The sequence below is a fragment of the Streptomyces sp. AA4 genome, from assembly GCF_000158875.1.
GTDB lineage: Bacteria > Actinomycetota > Actinomycetes > Mycobacteriales > Pseudonocardiaceae > Amycolatopsis.
Genome location: NZ_GG657746.1, coordinates 2,020,707 through 2,036,970 on the forward strand (window position 1 = coordinate 2,020,707; position 16,264 = coordinate 2,036,970).

14 protein-coding genes are annotated in these 16,264 nt (G+C 71.1%); 8 read left to right on the forward strand and 6 right to left on the reverse strand.

From position 1 onward, the window contains the following. Positions 1–113 precede the first annotated feature (113 nt). The gene (locus tag SSMG_RS09505; protein WP_199786198.1) at positions 114–842 is read right to left on the reverse strand and encodes an amino acid ABC transporter ATP-binding protein; all 729 of its coding nucleotides are present in this window, start codon (positions 840–842) and stop codon (positions 114–116) included. A 278-nt stretch (positions 843–1,120) separates the two neighbouring features. Between SSMG_RS09505 and SSMG_RS09510 the strand changes: the two genes are divergently transcribed. Beyond that, positions 1,121–1,789 carry a response regulator transcription factor gene (locus SSMG_RS09510; protein ID WP_009075103.1) on the forward strand — a complete coding sequence of 223 codons (669 nt, stop codon included), beginning with the start codon at positions 1,121–1,123 and terminating at the stop codon, positions 1,787–1,789. Positions 1,790–1,792: 3 nt separating this feature from the next. After that, positions 1,793–3,178, forward strand: a complete 1,386-nt coding sequence (locus SSMG_RS09515) for a HAMP domain-containing sensor histidine kinase (RefSeq protein WP_009075105.1) — start codon at positions 1,793–1,795, stop codon at positions 3,176–3,178. Here the strand turns inward: SSMG_RS09515 and SSMG_RS09520 are convergent. After that, a complete protein-coding gene (locus SSMG_RS09520) occupies positions 3,175–4,092 on the reverse strand; it encodes a TAXI family TRAP transporter solute-binding subunit (RefSeq protein WP_009075107.1) in 918 nt (305 codons plus the stop codon). The genes SSMG_RS09515 and SSMG_RS09520 overlap by 4 nt on opposite strands. Before the next feature lie 19 nt (positions 4,093–4,111). Continuing rightward, the gene (locus SSMG_RS09525; protein ID WP_037713102.1) at positions 4,112–4,828 is read right to left on the reverse strand and encodes a heparin lyase I family protein; all 717 of its coding nucleotides are present in this window, start codon (positions 4,826–4,828) and stop codon (positions 4,112–4,114) included. Between the two features lie 245 nt (positions 4,829–5,073). Between SSMG_RS09525 and miaB the strand changes: the two genes are divergently transcribed. After that, positions 5,074–6,555, forward strand: coding sequence for a tRNA (N6-isopentenyl adenosine(37)-C2)-methylthiotransferase MiaB (miaB, locus tag SSMG_RS09530; RefSeq protein WP_009075109.1), 1,482 nt, complete (start codon positions 5,074–5,076; stop codon positions 6,553–6,555). Continuing rightward, complete coding sequence (locus SSMG_RS09535) at positions 6,552–7,028, forward strand: membrane protein (protein ID WP_009075111.1); 477 nt, start codon at positions 6,552–6,554, stop codon at positions 7,026–7,028. Before miaB ends, SSMG_RS09535 begins: the two co-directional genes overlap by 4 nt. 117 nt (positions 7,029–7,145) lie before the next feature. Here SSMG_RS09535 and SSMG_RS09540 read toward each other — a convergent pair whose 3' ends face one another. Beyond that, positions 7,146–8,459 carry a DUF349 domain-containing protein gene (locus tag SSMG_RS09540; protein WP_009075112.1) on the reverse strand — a complete coding sequence of 438 codons (1,314 nt, stop codon included), beginning with the start codon at positions 8,457–8,459 and terminating at the stop codon, positions 7,146–7,148. 225 nt (positions 8,460–8,684) lie between these two features. Between SSMG_RS09540 and miaA the strand changes: the two genes are divergently transcribed. Together miaA and dapF are read left to right on the forward strand one after the other, a co-directional pair. Next, a complete protein-coding gene (gene miaA, locus SSMG_RS09545) occupies positions 8,685–9,605 on the forward strand; it encodes a tRNA (adenosine(37)-N6)-dimethylallyltransferase MiaA (RefSeq protein ID WP_009075114.1) in 921 nt (306 codons plus the stop codon). 9 nt (positions 9,606–9,614) lie between these two features. Then, entirely contained in the window at positions 9,615–10,442 is an 828-nt protein-coding gene (gene dapF / locus SSMG_RS09550; protein WP_009075115.1) for a diaminopimelate epimerase, read from the forward strand. Here the strand turns inward: dapF and valS are convergent, their stop codons facing one another. Beyond that, entirely contained in the window at positions 10,443–12,944 is a 2,502-nt protein-coding gene (gene valS, locus SSMG_RS09555) for a valine--tRNA ligase (RefSeq protein WP_009075118.1), read from the reverse strand. A 9-nt stretch (positions 12,945–12,953) separates the two neighbouring features. Then, the gene (locus SSMG_RS09560; protein WP_037713104.1) at positions 12,954–14,207 is read right to left on the reverse strand and encodes an MFS transporter; all 1,254 of its coding nucleotides are present in this window, start codon (positions 14,205–14,207) and stop codon (positions 12,954–12,956) included. Between the two features lie 59 nt (positions 14,208–14,266). Here SSMG_RS09560 and SSMG_RS09565 point away from each other — a divergent pair, with 59 nt between their 5' ends. Both SSMG_RS09565 and hflX read left to right on the forward strand, forming a co-directional pair. After that, complete coding sequence (locus tag SSMG_RS09565) at positions 14,267–14,773, forward strand: transcriptional regulator (RefSeq protein ID WP_037713106.1); 507 nt, start codon at positions 14,267–14,269, stop codon at positions 14,771–14,773. 109 nt (positions 14,774–14,882) lie between these two features. Further along, positions 14,883–16,262, forward strand: a complete 1,380-nt coding sequence (gene hflX / locus SSMG_RS09570) for a GTPase HflX (protein WP_286157036.1) — start codon at positions 14,883–14,885, stop codon at positions 16,260–16,262. Positions 16,263–16,264 lie beyond the last annotated feature (2 nt).

Sequence of the window (16,264 nt, forward strand, 5' to 3'; positions counted from 1 at the left end):
CTGTCCGGGAAACATCTGTCCGGGAACGTCGGTGCCGGTCGGGGTCCGGCCGTCGGACACGGCCGATTACAGCCACCTCGGGCTCGGGGCGCCGGGGGATTCCCCCGAACGGGTCAGTGGGTCAGGATCTTGCCGAGGAAGTCCTTGGCGCGGTCGGACTTCGGCTTGGTGAAGAACTCCTCCGGCGTCGTGTCCTCGACGATCTCGCCATCGGCCATGAAGATCACGCGGTCGGCGGCGCGGCGGGCGAAGCCCATCTCGTGCGTGACCACGAGCATCGTCATGCCGTCCTTCGCCAGGCCGGTCATCACGTCCAGCACCTCCTGGACCATTTCCGGGTCCAGCGCCGAGGTCGGCTCGTCGAAGAGCATCACCTTGGGCTTCATCGCGAGCGCGCGGGCGATCGCCACGCGCTGCTGCTGGCCGCCGGACAGCTGGGCCGGGTACTTGTCGGCCTGGTTCGCGATGCCGACGCGCTCGAGCAGCTCCATCGCGGTCTTGCGGGCCTCCGCCTGCGCGGTCCGGCGCACCTTCACCGGCGCGAGCATGACGTTCTCGAGGATCGTCTTGTGCGCGAAGAGGTTGAACTGCTGGAAGACCATGCCGACGTCGGCGCGCAGCGCGGCGAGCGCCTTGCCCTCGGCGGGCAGCGGCACGCCGTCCACGGCGATCTCGCCGGAGTTGATCGGCTCGAGCCGGTTGATCGCGCGGCACAGCGTCGACTTGCCCGACCCGGACGGCCCGAGCACGACGACGACCTGGCCGCGCGGCACCTCGAGCGTGATCTCGCGCAGCACGTGCAGATCGCCGAAGTACTTGTTCACGGCGGCCGCCTTGATCATCGGCGTCGCCACCTCGGTGGTCATCGTGGCCTCCAGAGCTCCGTTGGTCAGCGGCGTCCGCGGAACCGGGGTTCCGCAACGCTTGCGGAAACCTACTACCGGGACATCTCTTGTAAAGACGGCTTGAGCAATACTTAGGGTTTCAACTATGTATCGGATGCGGCCGTCGTGGCTGCGTTCAGCCTAGTCGGGACTGTGGCCGCCGCCACGCACCGTGTCCGCGGGCGTGGCGCCTTAGAGTCCGGCTACCGTGGTCTGGATCACCGGGAGGAGCAAGCGTGCGCGTGCTGCTGGTGGAAGACGACGACCGGGTCGCCGGGGCGCTCGTGCCCGCCCTGGTCCGCCGCGGGCTCGCCATGCAGCGGCTGCCGTCCGGGGCCGGGGTGCTCGACCGGGTCCACGACGTCGACGTGATCCTGCTCGACCTGGGCCTTCCCGACGTCGACGGCGTGGTGCTCTGCCGGCAGATCCGGGCGGTCAGCGACGTCGCGGTGATCGTCGTGTCCGCGCGCGGCGAGGTGAACGACCGGGTGCACGGCCTGCGCGCCGGCGCCGACGACTACCTGGTCAAGCCCTACGACGTGGAGGAACTGCTCGCGCGGGTCGAGGCGGTGCGGCGGCGGCGCGTCGAACGGCCCGCGCCGTCCGTGCCGGTGGTGGAGGTCGGCGACGTCCGGATCGACCTCTCCCGGCACGAGGTGCTGGTGGCCGGCGAGCCGATCGCCTTGTCCCGCAAGGAGTTCCAGGTGCTCGCGCTGGTCGCTGCGGCGGGCGGCGCGGTCTGCTCGCGCGAGCAGGTGCTGAACGAGGTGTGGGGGCACCGCGGCGCGGCGGAGAGCCGTTCGCTGGACGTGCACGTCGCGACCCTGCGCACCAAGCTCGGCCGTCCGGCGCTGATCGAGACGGTCCGCGGGGTCGGCTACCGGCTGGGCAGCGGACGGGACTGACCGGTGCGCGTCCGGCTGCAGGGCATCGTCGTCACGCTCGTCGCGCTGCTGGTGTTCGGGCTCGGCATCCCGCTCGCGCTGAGCCTCGCGAGCAGCCTCCAGCAGAAGCTCTTCCTCGACCGGCTCACCGACACCTCGCGGTTCGCCTCGCTGGCCCAGCGTCCGCTGCTGGACAACCAGCTCGGCCTGCTGGAACCGGAACTGCGCCGGTACACCGAGGTGTACGGCGTGAAAGTGGTCGTGGTGAACCAGGACGGCGACCCGGTGCTGAGCTCGGCGAGCGGCTCCGTCGACCGGGACGCGATCCGGGTGCCGGTGAACGAGGCGCTCGCCGCCCGTCCGCCCGAGGCCGGGCCGCTGCTGATGCCGTGGGCGACCAAACCGCTGGTGCTGGCCGAGCCGATCCTGATCGACGGCGAGGTGCGCGGCGCGGTCGTGACGGAGTCCGCGACCGACCACGTCCGCACCCAGCTGCTGTGGCAGTGGCTGCTGCTGGCCGCGTGCGCGCTGGTCGCGTTCGGGCTCGCGCTGCTCGTCGCGCTGCCGGTGGTGCGCTGGACGCTGCGTCCGGTCCGGCGGCTGGACGAGGCGACGGGCGCGCTGGTCGCGTCCGTGGTCAGCGGCCGGGAGGCGGAGCCGGTGGGGGAGAGCGGCGGCCCGCCGGAGCTGCGGCAGCTGGGGCGGTCGTTCGACCGGATGGCGGCGAGCGTGTCGGAAGCGCTGGCCGCGCAGCGCGCGTTCGTCGCCGACGCCTCGCACCAGCTGCGCAATCCGTTGACCGCGTTGAAGATCCGGCTGGGCAATCTCGACGGCCAGGTGACCGACGAAACCGCCGCGGCCGATCTCGAAGCCGCGCAGGTGGACGCCAAACGGCTGAACCAGATCCTCGACGAGCTGTTGTCGATGGCCCGTGCGGAAGCCGCGGGCGGCGAGCTGGTGTCCGAGGATCTCGCCGAGGTGATCGCCGATCGCGTCGCCGACTGGTCGGTGGTCGGGGCGGCTCGCGAGGTCTCGCTGGAGAGCGCGGTGGACGTCGACGGCGCGCGGGTGCTCGTGCCTCCGCGCGGGCTGGAGGTCGTGCTCGACGCGTTGCTGGACAACGCGCTCAAGTTCAGCCCTTCCGGTACTTCCGTCGAGGTGGCCGCGAGCGTGGCCGGGGACCGCGTGACGGTCTCGGTCCGCGACCACGGCCCCGGGCTGCGGGAGGACGAACTGGAGCGGGCCGCGGACCGGTTCTGGCGGAGCACGGCGCACCAGAACGTGCCCGGGTCGGGGCTGGGGCTGGCGATCGTGACCGAGATCGTCCGGCATTCCGGCGGGGAGATCCAGCTGTCGCTGCCCGATGGCGGCGGATTGTGCGTCGCGATGGACTTCCCGGTCGCGCGCTAGACCTTCTCCGCGCGGTAATACGCCCGCGCGCCGGGATGCAGCGGCAGCGGAGCGGTCTCGATGCCCGGGTGCACGTCTATCGACAGCGCCGCCCGGTTGACCGCCGCGAGCCGCGGGCGGGCGTCGTACAGGCCCTTCGTGAGCGCTTCGGCGACGTCGGCCGACATCGAGGTGGGCACGACCAGGAAGTTCGGCACCACCAGCGTGGTGACCGGACCGGGCTGGTCGTAGGTGCTGCCGGGGATGGTCGCGGTGCCGTACACCGGGCTGAACCGCTGCATGCCCGGCATCAGGCTGGACATGTCGAGCAGCCGCAGGCCGACCTTGCGGTTGTACTCGGTGATGAGCGGCGTCGGCAGCCCGCCGGACCAGAACATCGCGTCGATCCTGCGGTCCGCCAGCGCGGTGAGCGACTCCTCCAGGCTCAGCTGGTTCACCGAGACCGAGCTTTTCAGCCCGGCGACCTGCAGCACCCGGTCGGCGATGTACTCGACGCCCGATTCCGGCGAGCCGACCGCGATGTGGCGGCCGCGCAGCATCGACACCGAGGTGTACGGCGAATCCTTGCGGACGACGATGTGCAGGTAGTCGTCGTGGATGCGGGCCAGCGCGGCGAGCTTGCCGGGGTGCGCGGCCGCCGCGTCCGCGGCCAGGTCCGCGGCGACGAACGCGACGTCCGCGCCCCCGGAAAGCACTCGGTTGAGGTTGTCGCGCGACCCCTGGGTGGCGAGCACCTCGGGCGTTTCGATGCCGAGTTCGCCCGCCCACGCCGCCGCCAGCGGCCCGGCGAGGTCGTGGTAGACGCCGCCCACCGACCCGGCCGCGACGCGCAGGTGCAGGTTCGCGAAGCTCGGCCCGCACCCGCTCAGCAGCACCATGAGCACTGCCAGCGCCGCCGTCAGCCTCCATCGCATGCAGCGATGGTGCCAGAGGTCAGCCGGTGACGTCGGCCAGGCTGCCGCCCATCCGGATCTTGGTGAGCCACTGCGTCGCCGTCTGGTCGGCCTGGTGGTAGACGCCCCACTTCAGGTAGTTGCGCGTGCCGTCGATCGTGGTGCCGGTGTAGGTGGCCGACCCGTCGGAGAACGTCTGCCGCTTGCCGTCGAACCAGAACTGGATCGTGCCCTTGGTGCGGTCGGTCGAGATCCGGAAGGCGATGTCGTGCCACTGGTCGTTCGAGACCGGCGCGTCCCAGAGCTTGACGCTGGTGTGGTCGGTCGTCCAGTCCTCCAGCTGGAGCCTGCCGCCGGAGATCTTGAGGACGATCGGATGGTTCGCAGTGCCGTCGCTCGGGCTGCATTTCAGCTGGAACACGTAACGGCTGGTGGAGTCGGTGATGCGGTACTTCGACGACCAGCCGAGATAGAAGGTCTTGCCCGCGGCGAGGTCGGGGCCGACCGCCTCGCAGCGTTCCTCCTGGGCGAGCTGCTCGGCGACCCACACCTTGCCCTTCGCGGAGTCGGTCGCGGTCTTGAAGTGGCCGTCGGCGCACTGGATCGAGTTGAACGCCCCGACGCCGTCCGCGGGGTCGGCCGACCAGGTGACGGACTGCGGGACCGGTTGCGCGGAGACCGGGGCGGCCGCCAGCGCGGCGGCGGCGACGAGCGCGCTCGCGACAGCGGCCGCGGAGCAGGCGAAAACCTTGCGCACATTTCCTCCAGAGCGGCGGCGGTCCGATTCGGAAACAATGGCGACGATCTTATCTTCGGGAGGGCGTGGAATACAATAGAGAAAATTGTACCGGTTGGCCGTTCCGGTGCATTTCCGTTCCCGGTCAACGGCACATTTCCCGATTAGCGGAATGCGGAGCGAGGCGCGTCGCGGATACCGCCGCATTGCGTCCGCCGGGCGGGTGCCGGGTCCGGCGCGGGCGGCGGGGTTTAGGCTGGACGGCGATGAACGCGAAAACGTACCAGATCCGCACGTTCGGGTGCCAGATGAACGTGCACGACTCCGAACGGCTCGCCGGACAGCTCGAGGAAGCGGGTTACGTCCCCGCCGCCGGGCAGGCGAAGCCGGATCTGGTCGTGTTCAACACCTGCGCCGTGCGGGAGAACGCGGACAACAAGCTCTACGGCACCCTCGGGCACCTCCGCCCGGACAAGGTCGCCAATCCGGACATGCAGATCGCGGTCGGCGGCTGTCTCGCGCAGAAGGACCGCGGCGACATCGTCAAGCGCGCGCCGTGGGTCGACGTCGTCTTCGGGACGCACAACATCGGCTCGCTGCCGACGCTGCTGGAGCGCGCGCGGCACAACGCCGAGGCCGAGGTCGAGATCCTCGAATCGCTCGAGACGTTCCCGTCCACGCTGCCCGCGCGCCGCGAATCGTCCTACGCGAGCTGGGTGTCGGTTTCGGTCGGCTGCAACAACACCTGCACGTTCTGCATCGTGCCGTCGCTGCGCGGCAAGGAGCGCGACCGTCGTCCCGGAGAGATCCTCGCGGAGGTCGAGGCGCTGGTCGCCGAGGGCGTGCTCGAAGTGACCCTGCTGGGCCAGAACGTGAACTCCTACGGCGTCGAGTTCGGCGACCGGCTCGCGTTCGGCAAGCTGCTGCGCGCGACCGGCGGGATCGACGGGCTGGAGCGCGTGCGGTTCACCTCGCCGCATCCGGCCGCGTTCACCTCGGACGTGATCGACGCGATGGCCGAGACCCCGAATGTCTGCCACCAGCTGCACATGCCGCTGCAGTCCGGTTCGGACCGGGTGCTGCGCGAGATGCGCCGGTCGTACCGGTCCGCGCGGTTCCTGAACATCCTCGACGAGGTGCGCGCCGCGATGCCGGACGCCGCGATCACCACCGACATCATCGTCGGCTTCCCCGGCGAGACCGAGGAAGATTTCCAGGCGACGCTCGACGTCGTCCGCGCCGCGCGGTTCTCCAGCGCGTTCACGTTCCAGTACTCGAAGCGTCCCGGCACGCCCGCCGCGGAGATGGCGGAGCAGCTGCCGAAGGAGGTCGTGCAGGAACGCTACGACCGGCTGGTCGAGCTGCAGAACGAGATCTCCTGGGAAGAGAATCGGAAGCTGGTCGGCCGCCGGGTCGAACTGCTGGTCGCCGCGGGCGAGGGACGCAAGGACGCGGAGACGCACCGGATGAGCGGGCGCGCCCGTGACGGCAGGCTGGTGCACTTCACGCCGACCGGCTCGGCCGTCGACCGCTCGGTCCGCCCGGGCGACGTCGTGGAGACGGTGATCAGCTACGGCGCGCCGCATCACCTCGTCGCCGACGGCGACCTCCTGACCCATCGCCGCACGCGAGCGGGCGACAACGCCGAAGCCGGTCTTCGGCCCAAGACGAGCGGGGTCACCCTGGGACTGCCGGGCTTCGGAGCCCCGGCGGCGCAGCCGGCCCCGGTGAGCGGGTGCGCAGGATGAGCGAACCGGGAACGCCGGCCGAGGTCGACCCCAGGCTGAGCGACGAGATCGACGACGCGGGCCGCCGCGCCGCGCGCACGGTGGAGCTGGGCAGGCGCGGGTTCACCATCTCGGTGCTGATGTTCGTGCTGCTGGTGGCCCAGATCCTGCCGTGGGCGCAGGGCCGCGCGGGCTGGGAAACGCTGGCCGGCGAGGCGGGCGGGGTCCCGCAGCTGTTCGCCGTGACGTCCACCGGCGTCGGCCTGTTCATCGGCGCGGTCGCGCTCGTGTCCCGCCGCTGGTGGGTCGCGTGGTGCTGCGCCGCGGGCGGCTGGTTCGCCTCGGTCGACGGCCTGCTGGCGATCTGGTCGCAGCAGTCCGCGCACGCCAGCGGAGCGGCCGGAGGCGGTCCGGGCATCGGGATGATCGTGGCGTGGATCGCGACGATCGTCTTGGCGACGCTGTGGATGCGGACGGCTTTCTCGCGCAACTGAGCGCTTCCGGCAAACGTCCGTGAGGGGAACCCTCACGGACTCTGAGTCCCTCAGGGTTCCCTTCACGGACCTGAAAAGGGCCGGTACCCGCGGGTACCGGCCCTTTTAGTGCTCAGCTCAGCGATCGGCGACCGCGGCTTCCGCGGCCTCCATCCATTCCCGCCACTGGGCGGCCTGCTCCTCGGCCTTCTTCGCCCGCCGCTCGTCCCCGGCCGCGCGGGCCTTGGCGGCCTGCGATTCGAACTGCTCGACGCGCTCCCGGAACTGCGCGGCGCGCGCCTGCGCCTCCGGGTCGGTGCGGCGCCAGCGGCTGTCCTCGGCCGACTTCACCGCGTCCTGCACCGCTTTGAGCCGTCCGTCCAGTTCGCGGATGCGCTCGCGCGGGACCTTGCCGATCTCGTCCCACTGCTCCTGGATCCGGCGCAGCGCCGACTTGGCCGCCTCGAGGTTGGCCGCCACGTCGATCTTCTCGGCCTCGACCAGCAGTTCTTCCTTGCGCTGGGCGTTGCCGGCGAACTCCGCGTCGCGCTCGGAGAACACCGCCGAGCGGCGGGCGAAGAACGCGTCCTGGGCCGCGCGGAACCGCTGCCACAGCGCCTCGTCGCTGTCCTTCGGCGCGCGTCCGGCGGCCTTCCACTCAGCCATCAGGTCCTTGTACCGGCCCGCGGTGGCTCCCCAGTCGTCCGAGTCGGACAGCGCCTCGGCCTCGGCGATCAGCTCTTCCTTGCGCTGCTTCGCGCTCGCCCGCTGCTTGTCCAGTTCGGCGAAGTGCGAGCCGCGGCGGCGGTTGAACGCCTCGCGCGCCTTCGAGAAGCGCTTCCACAGCTCGTCGTCGGTCTTGCGGTCGACGCCCTTGACCGTCTTCCACTCGTCGAGGATCGCGCGCAGCCGGTCGCCCGCGGCCTTCCACTGGGTGGACTCGGCGGCGATCTTCTCCGCCTCGTCGGCCAGCGCCTGCTTGCGCGCCACGGCCGCCGCGCGGGCTTCCTCGCGCTCGTGCTTGACGTGGACCAGGGCCTTCTCCGCCAGCCCGATCACGTACTCGAGCCGCGCGCCGAGAGCCTTGAGGTCGCCGACCACGGCCGCCTCGCCGAGCCCGTCGCGGATCTGGGTGGCGCTGGAGAGAGCGTGCTTCGGGTCGCCCGCCCCGGAGTTCAGCCGCGTTTCGAGCAGTTCGACCTCGGTGCGCACGTCGTCGAAGCGGCGCGCGTAGTGCAGCAGGCCCTCCTCGGGCGTGCCGGCCTGCCAGACCCCGACCTCGCGTTCGCCGTCGGCGGTGAAGACGTAAACGGTGCCTTCCCCGTCGATCCGGCCCCAGGTGGCGGGGCTGGGCTCGGCGGGCGGCACCGGAGGCGCGGCGTGGCCGCCGCCCTGCGCGTGCGGCACCGGGTGCGGCGCCGGGGTGCCGGGGGACGTGTTCTCCTGGGCCATCGCAGGCTCCTTATCGCCTGTACGCCCGCGGCTGCGGGCGCCCCGCCGCGGGAGCGGGGCCGGGTTACGCTGGTGTCGTGCTCTGCCGGGGGCATGGGGCCCCAGCGGCATTCAAGCAGCTCAGCGCGCGCCGTGGTACTGGGTGAGCCGCCTGAAAGCGTTGATCCTACTTCTCCTTGACGCTCCGTGCCCGCGTCCCGCCCCGGCCGGGTACCGTTCTGCGGCGTGATCAGCCCTGCTCAACGGCCTCGTCCGGTGGCCGTCGTCGGCCCCACCGCCACCGGGAAGACCGCGCTGGCCGTCGAACTCGCGCTGGCGCTGGACGGCGAGGTGGTCAACGCCGACGCGCTCCAGCTCTACCGGGGCATGGACATCGGGACCGCCAAAGCGACGGCGGAGGAACGGCGAGGGGTCCCGCACCACCTGCTGGACGTACTCGACGTGACCGAGACCGCGTCGGTCGCCGCCTATCAGCGTGACGCCCGCGGCACGATCGAGCGGATTCTCGCCGCGGGCCGGGTCCCGGTGCTGACCGGCGGTTCGGGGCTGTACGTGCAAGCGGTCCTGGACGACCTCCGTTTCCCCGGCACCGATCCCGCGGTGCGCGCACGGCTCGACGAAGAAGCGGCCGAACTCGGCACCGCCGCGCTCTACACCCGGCTGGGGGAGCGCGACCCGGCCGCGGCGGCGGCGATCCTGCCCACGAACACCCGCCGCATCGTGCGCGCGCTGGAAGTCATCGAGATCACCGGCGAGCCGTTCTCCGCGAACCTGCCGAAACCGGGTCCGGCGCGCTGGGACACCGTGCTGATCGGGATCGACCGCGAGATCGCCGAGCTGGACGAGCGCGTCGACCTGCGGGTGGAGCGGATGTTCGAGGCCGGTCTCGTGGACGAGGTGCGCGCGTTGCTGGGACGCGGTCTGCGGGACGGGAAAACCGCTTCGCGGGCGCTGGGCTACCAGCAGGTGCTGGCCGAGCTGGACGGCGAGGGCGACTTCGCGGCGGCCGCGGCGGCGACCGCGCAGGCCACTCGCCGGTTCGTGCGGCGGCAGCGTTCGTGGTTCCGCCGGGACAAGCGGATCCAGTGGTTCGACGGCGGATCGGCGGACCTGGCCGCGCGGGTCCTCGCCGCGCTCGACCAGTAGCCTGGACGCATGGGCGGCATCGAATTCCTCAAGGGCCACGGCACGCAGAACGACTTCGTGCTGCTGCCCGACGCGGCCGGCCGCCTCGACCTGACGGCGGAGCGCGTCGCGGCGCTGTGCGACCGGCAGCGGGGCATCGGCGCGGACGGCGTGCTGCGCGTCGTCCGGGCGAAGGCGATCGGCGAAGAATCCGTCGGCGAGTGGTTCATGGACTACCGCAACGCGGACGGGTCGATCGCCGAGATGTGCGGCAACGGCACCCGCGTTTTCGCGCGCTACCTGGTCGACGCCGGACTGGCCGAGGCGGGCGAGTTCGTCATCGGCACCCGCGCGGGCGACCGGCCGGTCGTCGTGCACCCGGACCGTTCGGTCACCGTGCAGATGGGCCCGGCGGCGATCACCGGCACGTCGGTCACCGTGGTGGCCGGGCAGCCGTTTTCCGGGGTCGCGGTGAACGTCGGCAACCCGCACCTGGTGTCGGTCACCGACACCGACATCGCCGGGCTCGACCTGCGCGACCAGCCCGATTTCGACCACGACTTCTTCCCGGCCGGGGTCAACCTGGAGTTCGTCAACGTGCTCGGCGAGGGCGCGCTGCGGATGCGCGTCCACGAACGCGGCGTGGGGGAGACGCGCGCCTGCGGCACCGGCACGGTCGCCGCGGTGGCCGCCTCTCTGCACCTCGCGGGCAAGGACACCGGCGAGTCCACAGTGGACATCCCGGGCGGCCGGGTGTCGGTCACGGTCGGGCGCGGCGAGTCCACGCTGACCGGACCGGCCGAGATCGTGGCCCGCGGCGAGCTGGACGAAGCCTGGTGGCTCGCCGCGGGCGCTTGATCAGCTGATCGTCACCGCCACCGAAAGCTCGCCCTCCTGGGTGGCCACGGAATTCACCACCCCGGCGGTCCGGACGTCCTCGGCGATTCCGGCGAAGCCTTCGAGCACGTCCGCCGGAGCGGTGACCGACAGCGTCTCGATGGCGGTCCGCATGGACACCTTCGCGTCGGACTTGGCCCGGCGCACCGCGGCGATGACGGAACTGGCCAACGGCAGCAAGGCGACGTCGCCGTCCGCGTCGGGCGCGGTCGGCCAGGACGCCTGGTGCACGGAACCTTCCTGCCACCACGACCAGATCTCCTCGGCGGCGAACGGCAGCACCGGCGCGAACATCCGCACCAATGCCGACAGCACCGTCCGCAGCGCCACCTGCGCCGATTCCGCCGCCTCCGCGCCGAGATCCCCGTACGCGCGGCCCTTGACCAGCTCTACGTAGTCGTCGCAGAACGTCCAGAAGAACGTCTCGGTCACCTGCAACGCACGCGCCTGGTCGAGTGCTTCGAACGCGGCGGTGGCCTCCTCGATCACCTTCGCCAGCGCAGCGAGCACAGACCGGTCCAACGGCTCGGTCGCGCTCGATTCCGGCTTGGGGACGCCGAGGCCGAGCACGAATTTGCTCACGTTCAACAGCTTCGTCGCCAGCCGTCGCCCGACCTTCATCTGGCCTTCGTCCACCGCCGTGTCGACGCCGGGCCGCGCGCTCGCCGCCCAGTAGCGCACCGCGTCGGAACCGTGCCGCTCCAGGAGATCCGCCGGCGTGACGACGTTGCCGACCGATTTCGACATCTTCTTGCGGTCCGGGTCGAGCACCCAGCCGGAGATCACCGCGTCGCGCCACGGCAGCACGCCTTCCTCCAGTTCGGCGCGGACCGCGGTGGAGAACAGCCAGGTGCGGATGATCTCGTGCGCCTGCGGCCGCAGCGAGAACGGGAACACGCGGCGGAACAGGTCGTCGTCGAGGCTCCAGCGGCCGGCGATCTGCGGCGTCAGAGACGACGTCGCCCAGGTGTCCATCACGTCCGCCTCCGCGACGAACCCGCCCGGCACGCCGCGCTGTTCCTCGGTGTAGCCCGGCGGAACGTCGGTGCTCGGGTCCACCGGCAGGCTCGCGTCCTCGGGAGTCAGCACCGAGTCGTGGTCCGGCTCGCCGTCGGCGTCCAGCGGGTACCAGACCGGGATCGGCACGCCGAAGAACCGCTGGCGGCTGACCAGCCAGTCGCTGGTCAGGCCCTCGACCCAGCTGCGGTAGCGGACCCGCATGTGCGGCGGGACCCAGTTCAGCTCCTCGCCGCGCTCCAGCAGTTTCGCGCGCAGGGCGTCGTCGCGGCCGCCGTTGCGCAGGTACCACTGGCGGCTCGTGACGATTTCCAGCGGCTTGTCGCCCTTTTCGTAGAACTTCACCGGATGCGTGATCGGCCTCGGCTCGCCGCGCAGGGCGCCCACCTCCCGCAGGAGGTCCACCACAATCTGGCGTCCAGTGTGGACAGTCTTGCCCGCCAGGGGTTCGTACTTCTCCGCCGGAACGCCGTGCGGCGGCTCCGAGCGGAACCGGCCGTCGCGGCCGAGTACCGGACGCGTTTCGAGCTGCAGCGCGCGCCACCAGGTGACGTCGGTGGTGTCGCCGAAGGTGCAGACCATCGCGATGCCGGTGCCCTTCTCCGGATCCGCGAGATGGTGCGCGTGCACCGGAACCTCGACGCCGAACACCGGCGTGCGCACGGTTTTCCCGAAAAGGCCTTGGTAGCGCTCGTCATCCGGATGCGCGACCAGTGCGACGCACGCGGGCAGCAATTCGGGCCGCGTGGTGGAGATGAGCACCTCCGCGCCGTCGCCGGCGGTGAACACGAGGTCGTGATACGCGCCCGGACGTTCGCGGTCCTCCAGTTCCGCCTGCGCGACGGCGGTGCGGAAGGTGACATCCCACAGCGTCGGGGCTTCGGATTGGTACGCCTCGCCGCGCGCGAGGTTGCGCAGGAACGCGCGCTGCGAGATCTCCGTGGTCGCCGGATCGATCGTCTGGTACGCCAGCGTCCAGTCCACCGAAAGCCCGATGCTCCGCCAGACCTCCTCGAACACCTTCTCGTCGGTTTCGGTCAGCTGGCGGCACAGTTCCACGAAATTGCGCCGGGACACCGGAATCGCGTTCTTGCCGGGCTTTTCCGGCGGAGCGAAGGACAGGTCGTAGGGCAGCGACGGCTCGCAGCGCACGCCGAAGTGGTTCTGCACGCGGCGTTCGGTGGGCAGGCCGTTGTCGTCCCAGCCGACCGGGTAGAAGACCGAACGGCCGCGCATCCGCTGGTAGCGCGCGAGAACGTCGGTGTGCGTGTAGGAGAAGACGTGCCCGATGTGCAGCGAACCGCTCGCGGTCAGCGGCGGCGTGTCGATCGAGTAGACGTCCGGGCGCGACCGGTCGAACCGGTATACGCCTTCGCGTTCCCACACCGGTACCCATTTGGCGGTCAGGCCGTCGACGCCGACTTTGTGCGGGATCTTCTCGTTCATGCCCGCACTTTACGGCGCGGGTACAGCGATTTCCCCGCCCGTCGGCAGGTCCCGCATGCGCCGCAGCGGCGAACAGATCACCCACAGCGCGCCCGCGATCGGCCCGGCGGACCCGATCCACAGCGTGCCGGCGAGCCCGAGCCCTTCGCCGAGCGCGCCGCCCAGCAGCCCGCCGAGGGGCAGCGCTCCCCAGACGACGAACCGGACGCTCGCGTTCATCCGGCCCAGCAGCCGGTCCGGCGTGATCGCCTGGCGGTAGGAGACCTGCGCGATGTTGTAGAGGATCACGCCGAACCCGAACGCGGCCATCCCGAGCCCGGCGAGCGCGATCCGCCAGTCCGGCCGGGCGGCGAGGACCAGGAGTTCGCCCGGCCAGAACAGCACCGGAATCAGCCAGATCGACCGGGCCTGCCCGATCTTGCGGATGATCGGCCCGGCGCACAGCGCGGCCGCGATGCCGCCGACGCCGCTCACCGCGAGCAGGCCGCCGATCTCGGCCGGTTTCAGCCCGGCCGTGCGCGTCAGGAACAGCACCTGGACGGCCTGGACCACTCCGCCGAAGAAGTTCGACGTGGCGGTGCAGGCGACGATCGCGCGCAGCGGCCGGTCGGCGACGACGAACCGCAGGCCTTCCAGCATCTGCGGCACCAGGCGGTCGTGCTCGGTGCGTTCCGGGAGCGTTTCGACGGTGCGGATGCGCCACAGGCACAGCGCGGACGTGAGATAGCCGAGCCCGGTGACCAGGACCGTGCTGGCCGCGCCGACGAACTGCACGAGCAGGCCGGCGAGGCTCGGCCCGGCGATCTGCGCCGACGACTGCACGCCCTGCAGCTTCGCGTTGCCCTCCAGCAGCTTTTCGCGGCCGACCAGCGCGGGGAGATACGCCTGGTAGGAGACGTCGAAGAAGACCGTGGCGAAGCCGACGAACAGCACGACCACCAGCACCTGCGCCATCGTGAGCACGCCGGCCCACCAGGCGAGCGGGACGCTGAGCAGCAGCACCCCGCGGACCAGGTCGGCGGCGAGCATGAGCGGCCGCTTGCGCATCCGGTCCACCCACACGCCGGCGGGCAGGCCGAGGACCAGGAAGCCGAGCGTTTCGGCCATGGTCAGCAGGCCCATCTCGAACGGGGTGGCGGCCAGCGTGACGGCGGCGAGCAGCGGAATGGCGGTGACCCCGACGAACATCCCCAGCTGGCTCGCCGTGTCCCCGGCCCACAGCCTGCGGAAATCGGCGTGGAAGAAGAGTGAGTCGCGACGCACCCGATCGAGTGTCGCGGAGTGATTGGAAAGAGTCAATCACTTTGTTTAGGCTGCTCGGCATGTCGTTGCACCGACGTCCCTCCACCGAAGCCGAGGCGGCCGCGCTCGCGTCCGGAATACGGCTGCGCATCATCCGGTTGACCTCCTTCGAAGCTATGACGAACAAGGAGCTGGCGGAGCGGCTCGGCCGCGACCCGGCGACGACGCTGCACCACGTGCGGCGGCTGGTGGACACCGGATTTCTCGTCCCGCAGGAACCGCGCCGCGGCGCGCGCGGGGCGAAGGAGATCCCGTACCTGTCCACCGGGCTTTCCTGGCAGCTGGACAACGCGGACGCGGACGCGGTGGCGGTCAACCAGGCGATGCTCGAGGCTTACCTGGCCGAAATGGCCGAGGCGGACCTGGCGGAGGCGGACACGACCCGGCTCGTGGTCCAGGTGGGTGCCGACGAGGTCGCGGAGTTCAAGCGGCGGCTCGCCGGATTGCTCGAGGAATTCAAGGCCAGACCGCGTGATCCGGCCTCGGAGCGCACGGCCGTGTACGTCTCGGTTTATCCCAGCAGGTAATCCGTTCGGTTCCCGCGCCGAAACGTGGGACCATGGAGGCACGATGACAGAACAGACACACGAAGACTTTTACGACGACAACGACCCCTACGACCCCTCGGTCGGGGAGATGGAGCTCGAGGACCGCGCGTCGCTGCGCCGGGTCGCGGGCCTCTCCACCGAGCTCGAGGACATCACCGAGGTCGAGTACCGGCAGCTTCGCCTGGAGCGCGTCGTGCTGGTCGGCGTGTGGACTGAAGGCACCGCCCAGCAGTCCGAGGCGTCGCTGGCCGAACTGGCGCGACTGGCCGAGACGGCGGGCTCGGAGGTGCTCGAAGGCCTCGTCCAGCGGCGGCAGAAGCCCGACCCGGCGACGTACGTCGGGTCCGGCAAGGTCCGCGAGCTGCGCGACGTGGTCGTGGCGACCGGAGCCGACACGGTGATCTGCGACGGCGAGCTTTCGCCCGGCCAGCTGCGCCAGCTGGAGGAGAAGGTCAAGGTCAAGGTGATCGACCGGACCGCCCTGATCCTCGACATCTTCGCCCAGCACGCCCGGTCCAAGGAGGGCAAGGCGCAGGTCGAGCTGGCCCAGCTGCAGTACCTCGTCCCGCGGCTGCGCGGGTGGGGTTCGGCGCTGTCCCGGCAGGCCGGCGGCCGCGCGGGCGGCGCGAACGGCGGCGTGGGCCTGCGCGGGCCTGGTGAAACGAAGCTGGAGACGGACCGGCGGCGGATCAGCAAGCGCGTGGCGAAGCTGCGCCGGGAGATCGCCGCGATGGACACCATCCGCGAGACCAAGCGCGGCAAGCGCGTGGCCAACGAGGTGCCGAGCGTGGCGATCGTCGGCTACACCAACGCCGGCAAGTCGAGCCTGCTCAACGCCCTGACCGGGGCCGGGGTGCTGGTGGAGGACGCGCTGTTCGCCACCCTCGACCCGACCACGCGCCGGGCGCAGACGGCCGACGGGCGCACGTTCACCCTCACCGACACCGTCGGGTTCGTGCGGCACCTGCCGCACCAGCTGGTGGACGCGTTCCGCTCGACGCTGGAGGAGGCGGCCGACGCCGACCTGCTCCTGCACGTGGTCGACGGTTCCGACGCGGCCCCGGAGGACCAGGTCAACGCGGTCCGCGAGGTGCTCGCCGAGATCACCCGCAGCCGCAAGGAGCCGCTCCCGCCGGAGCTGCTGGTGATCAACAAGGCCGACGCGGCCGACGACGTCACCCTGGCCCGGCTGCGGCACGCGCTGCCCGGTTCGGTGCAAATCTCCGCGCGCACCGGTTCGGGCGTGGCCGACCTGGCCGAGGTGCTGGCCGAGCGGCTGCCGCGGGCGGAACTGGTGATCGACGTGCTGGTCCCGTATTCGCGCGGCGAGCTCGTGTCCCGGGCGCACGCGGAGGGCGAGGTGCTGGAAGAGGAGCACGTCGCCGACGGCACGCGCCTGAAGGTACGGGTGCGGGCCGACCTGGCCGCGGCTCTGCGGGCGTTCGAGACCAACGTCTCGGCGCTCTGAAC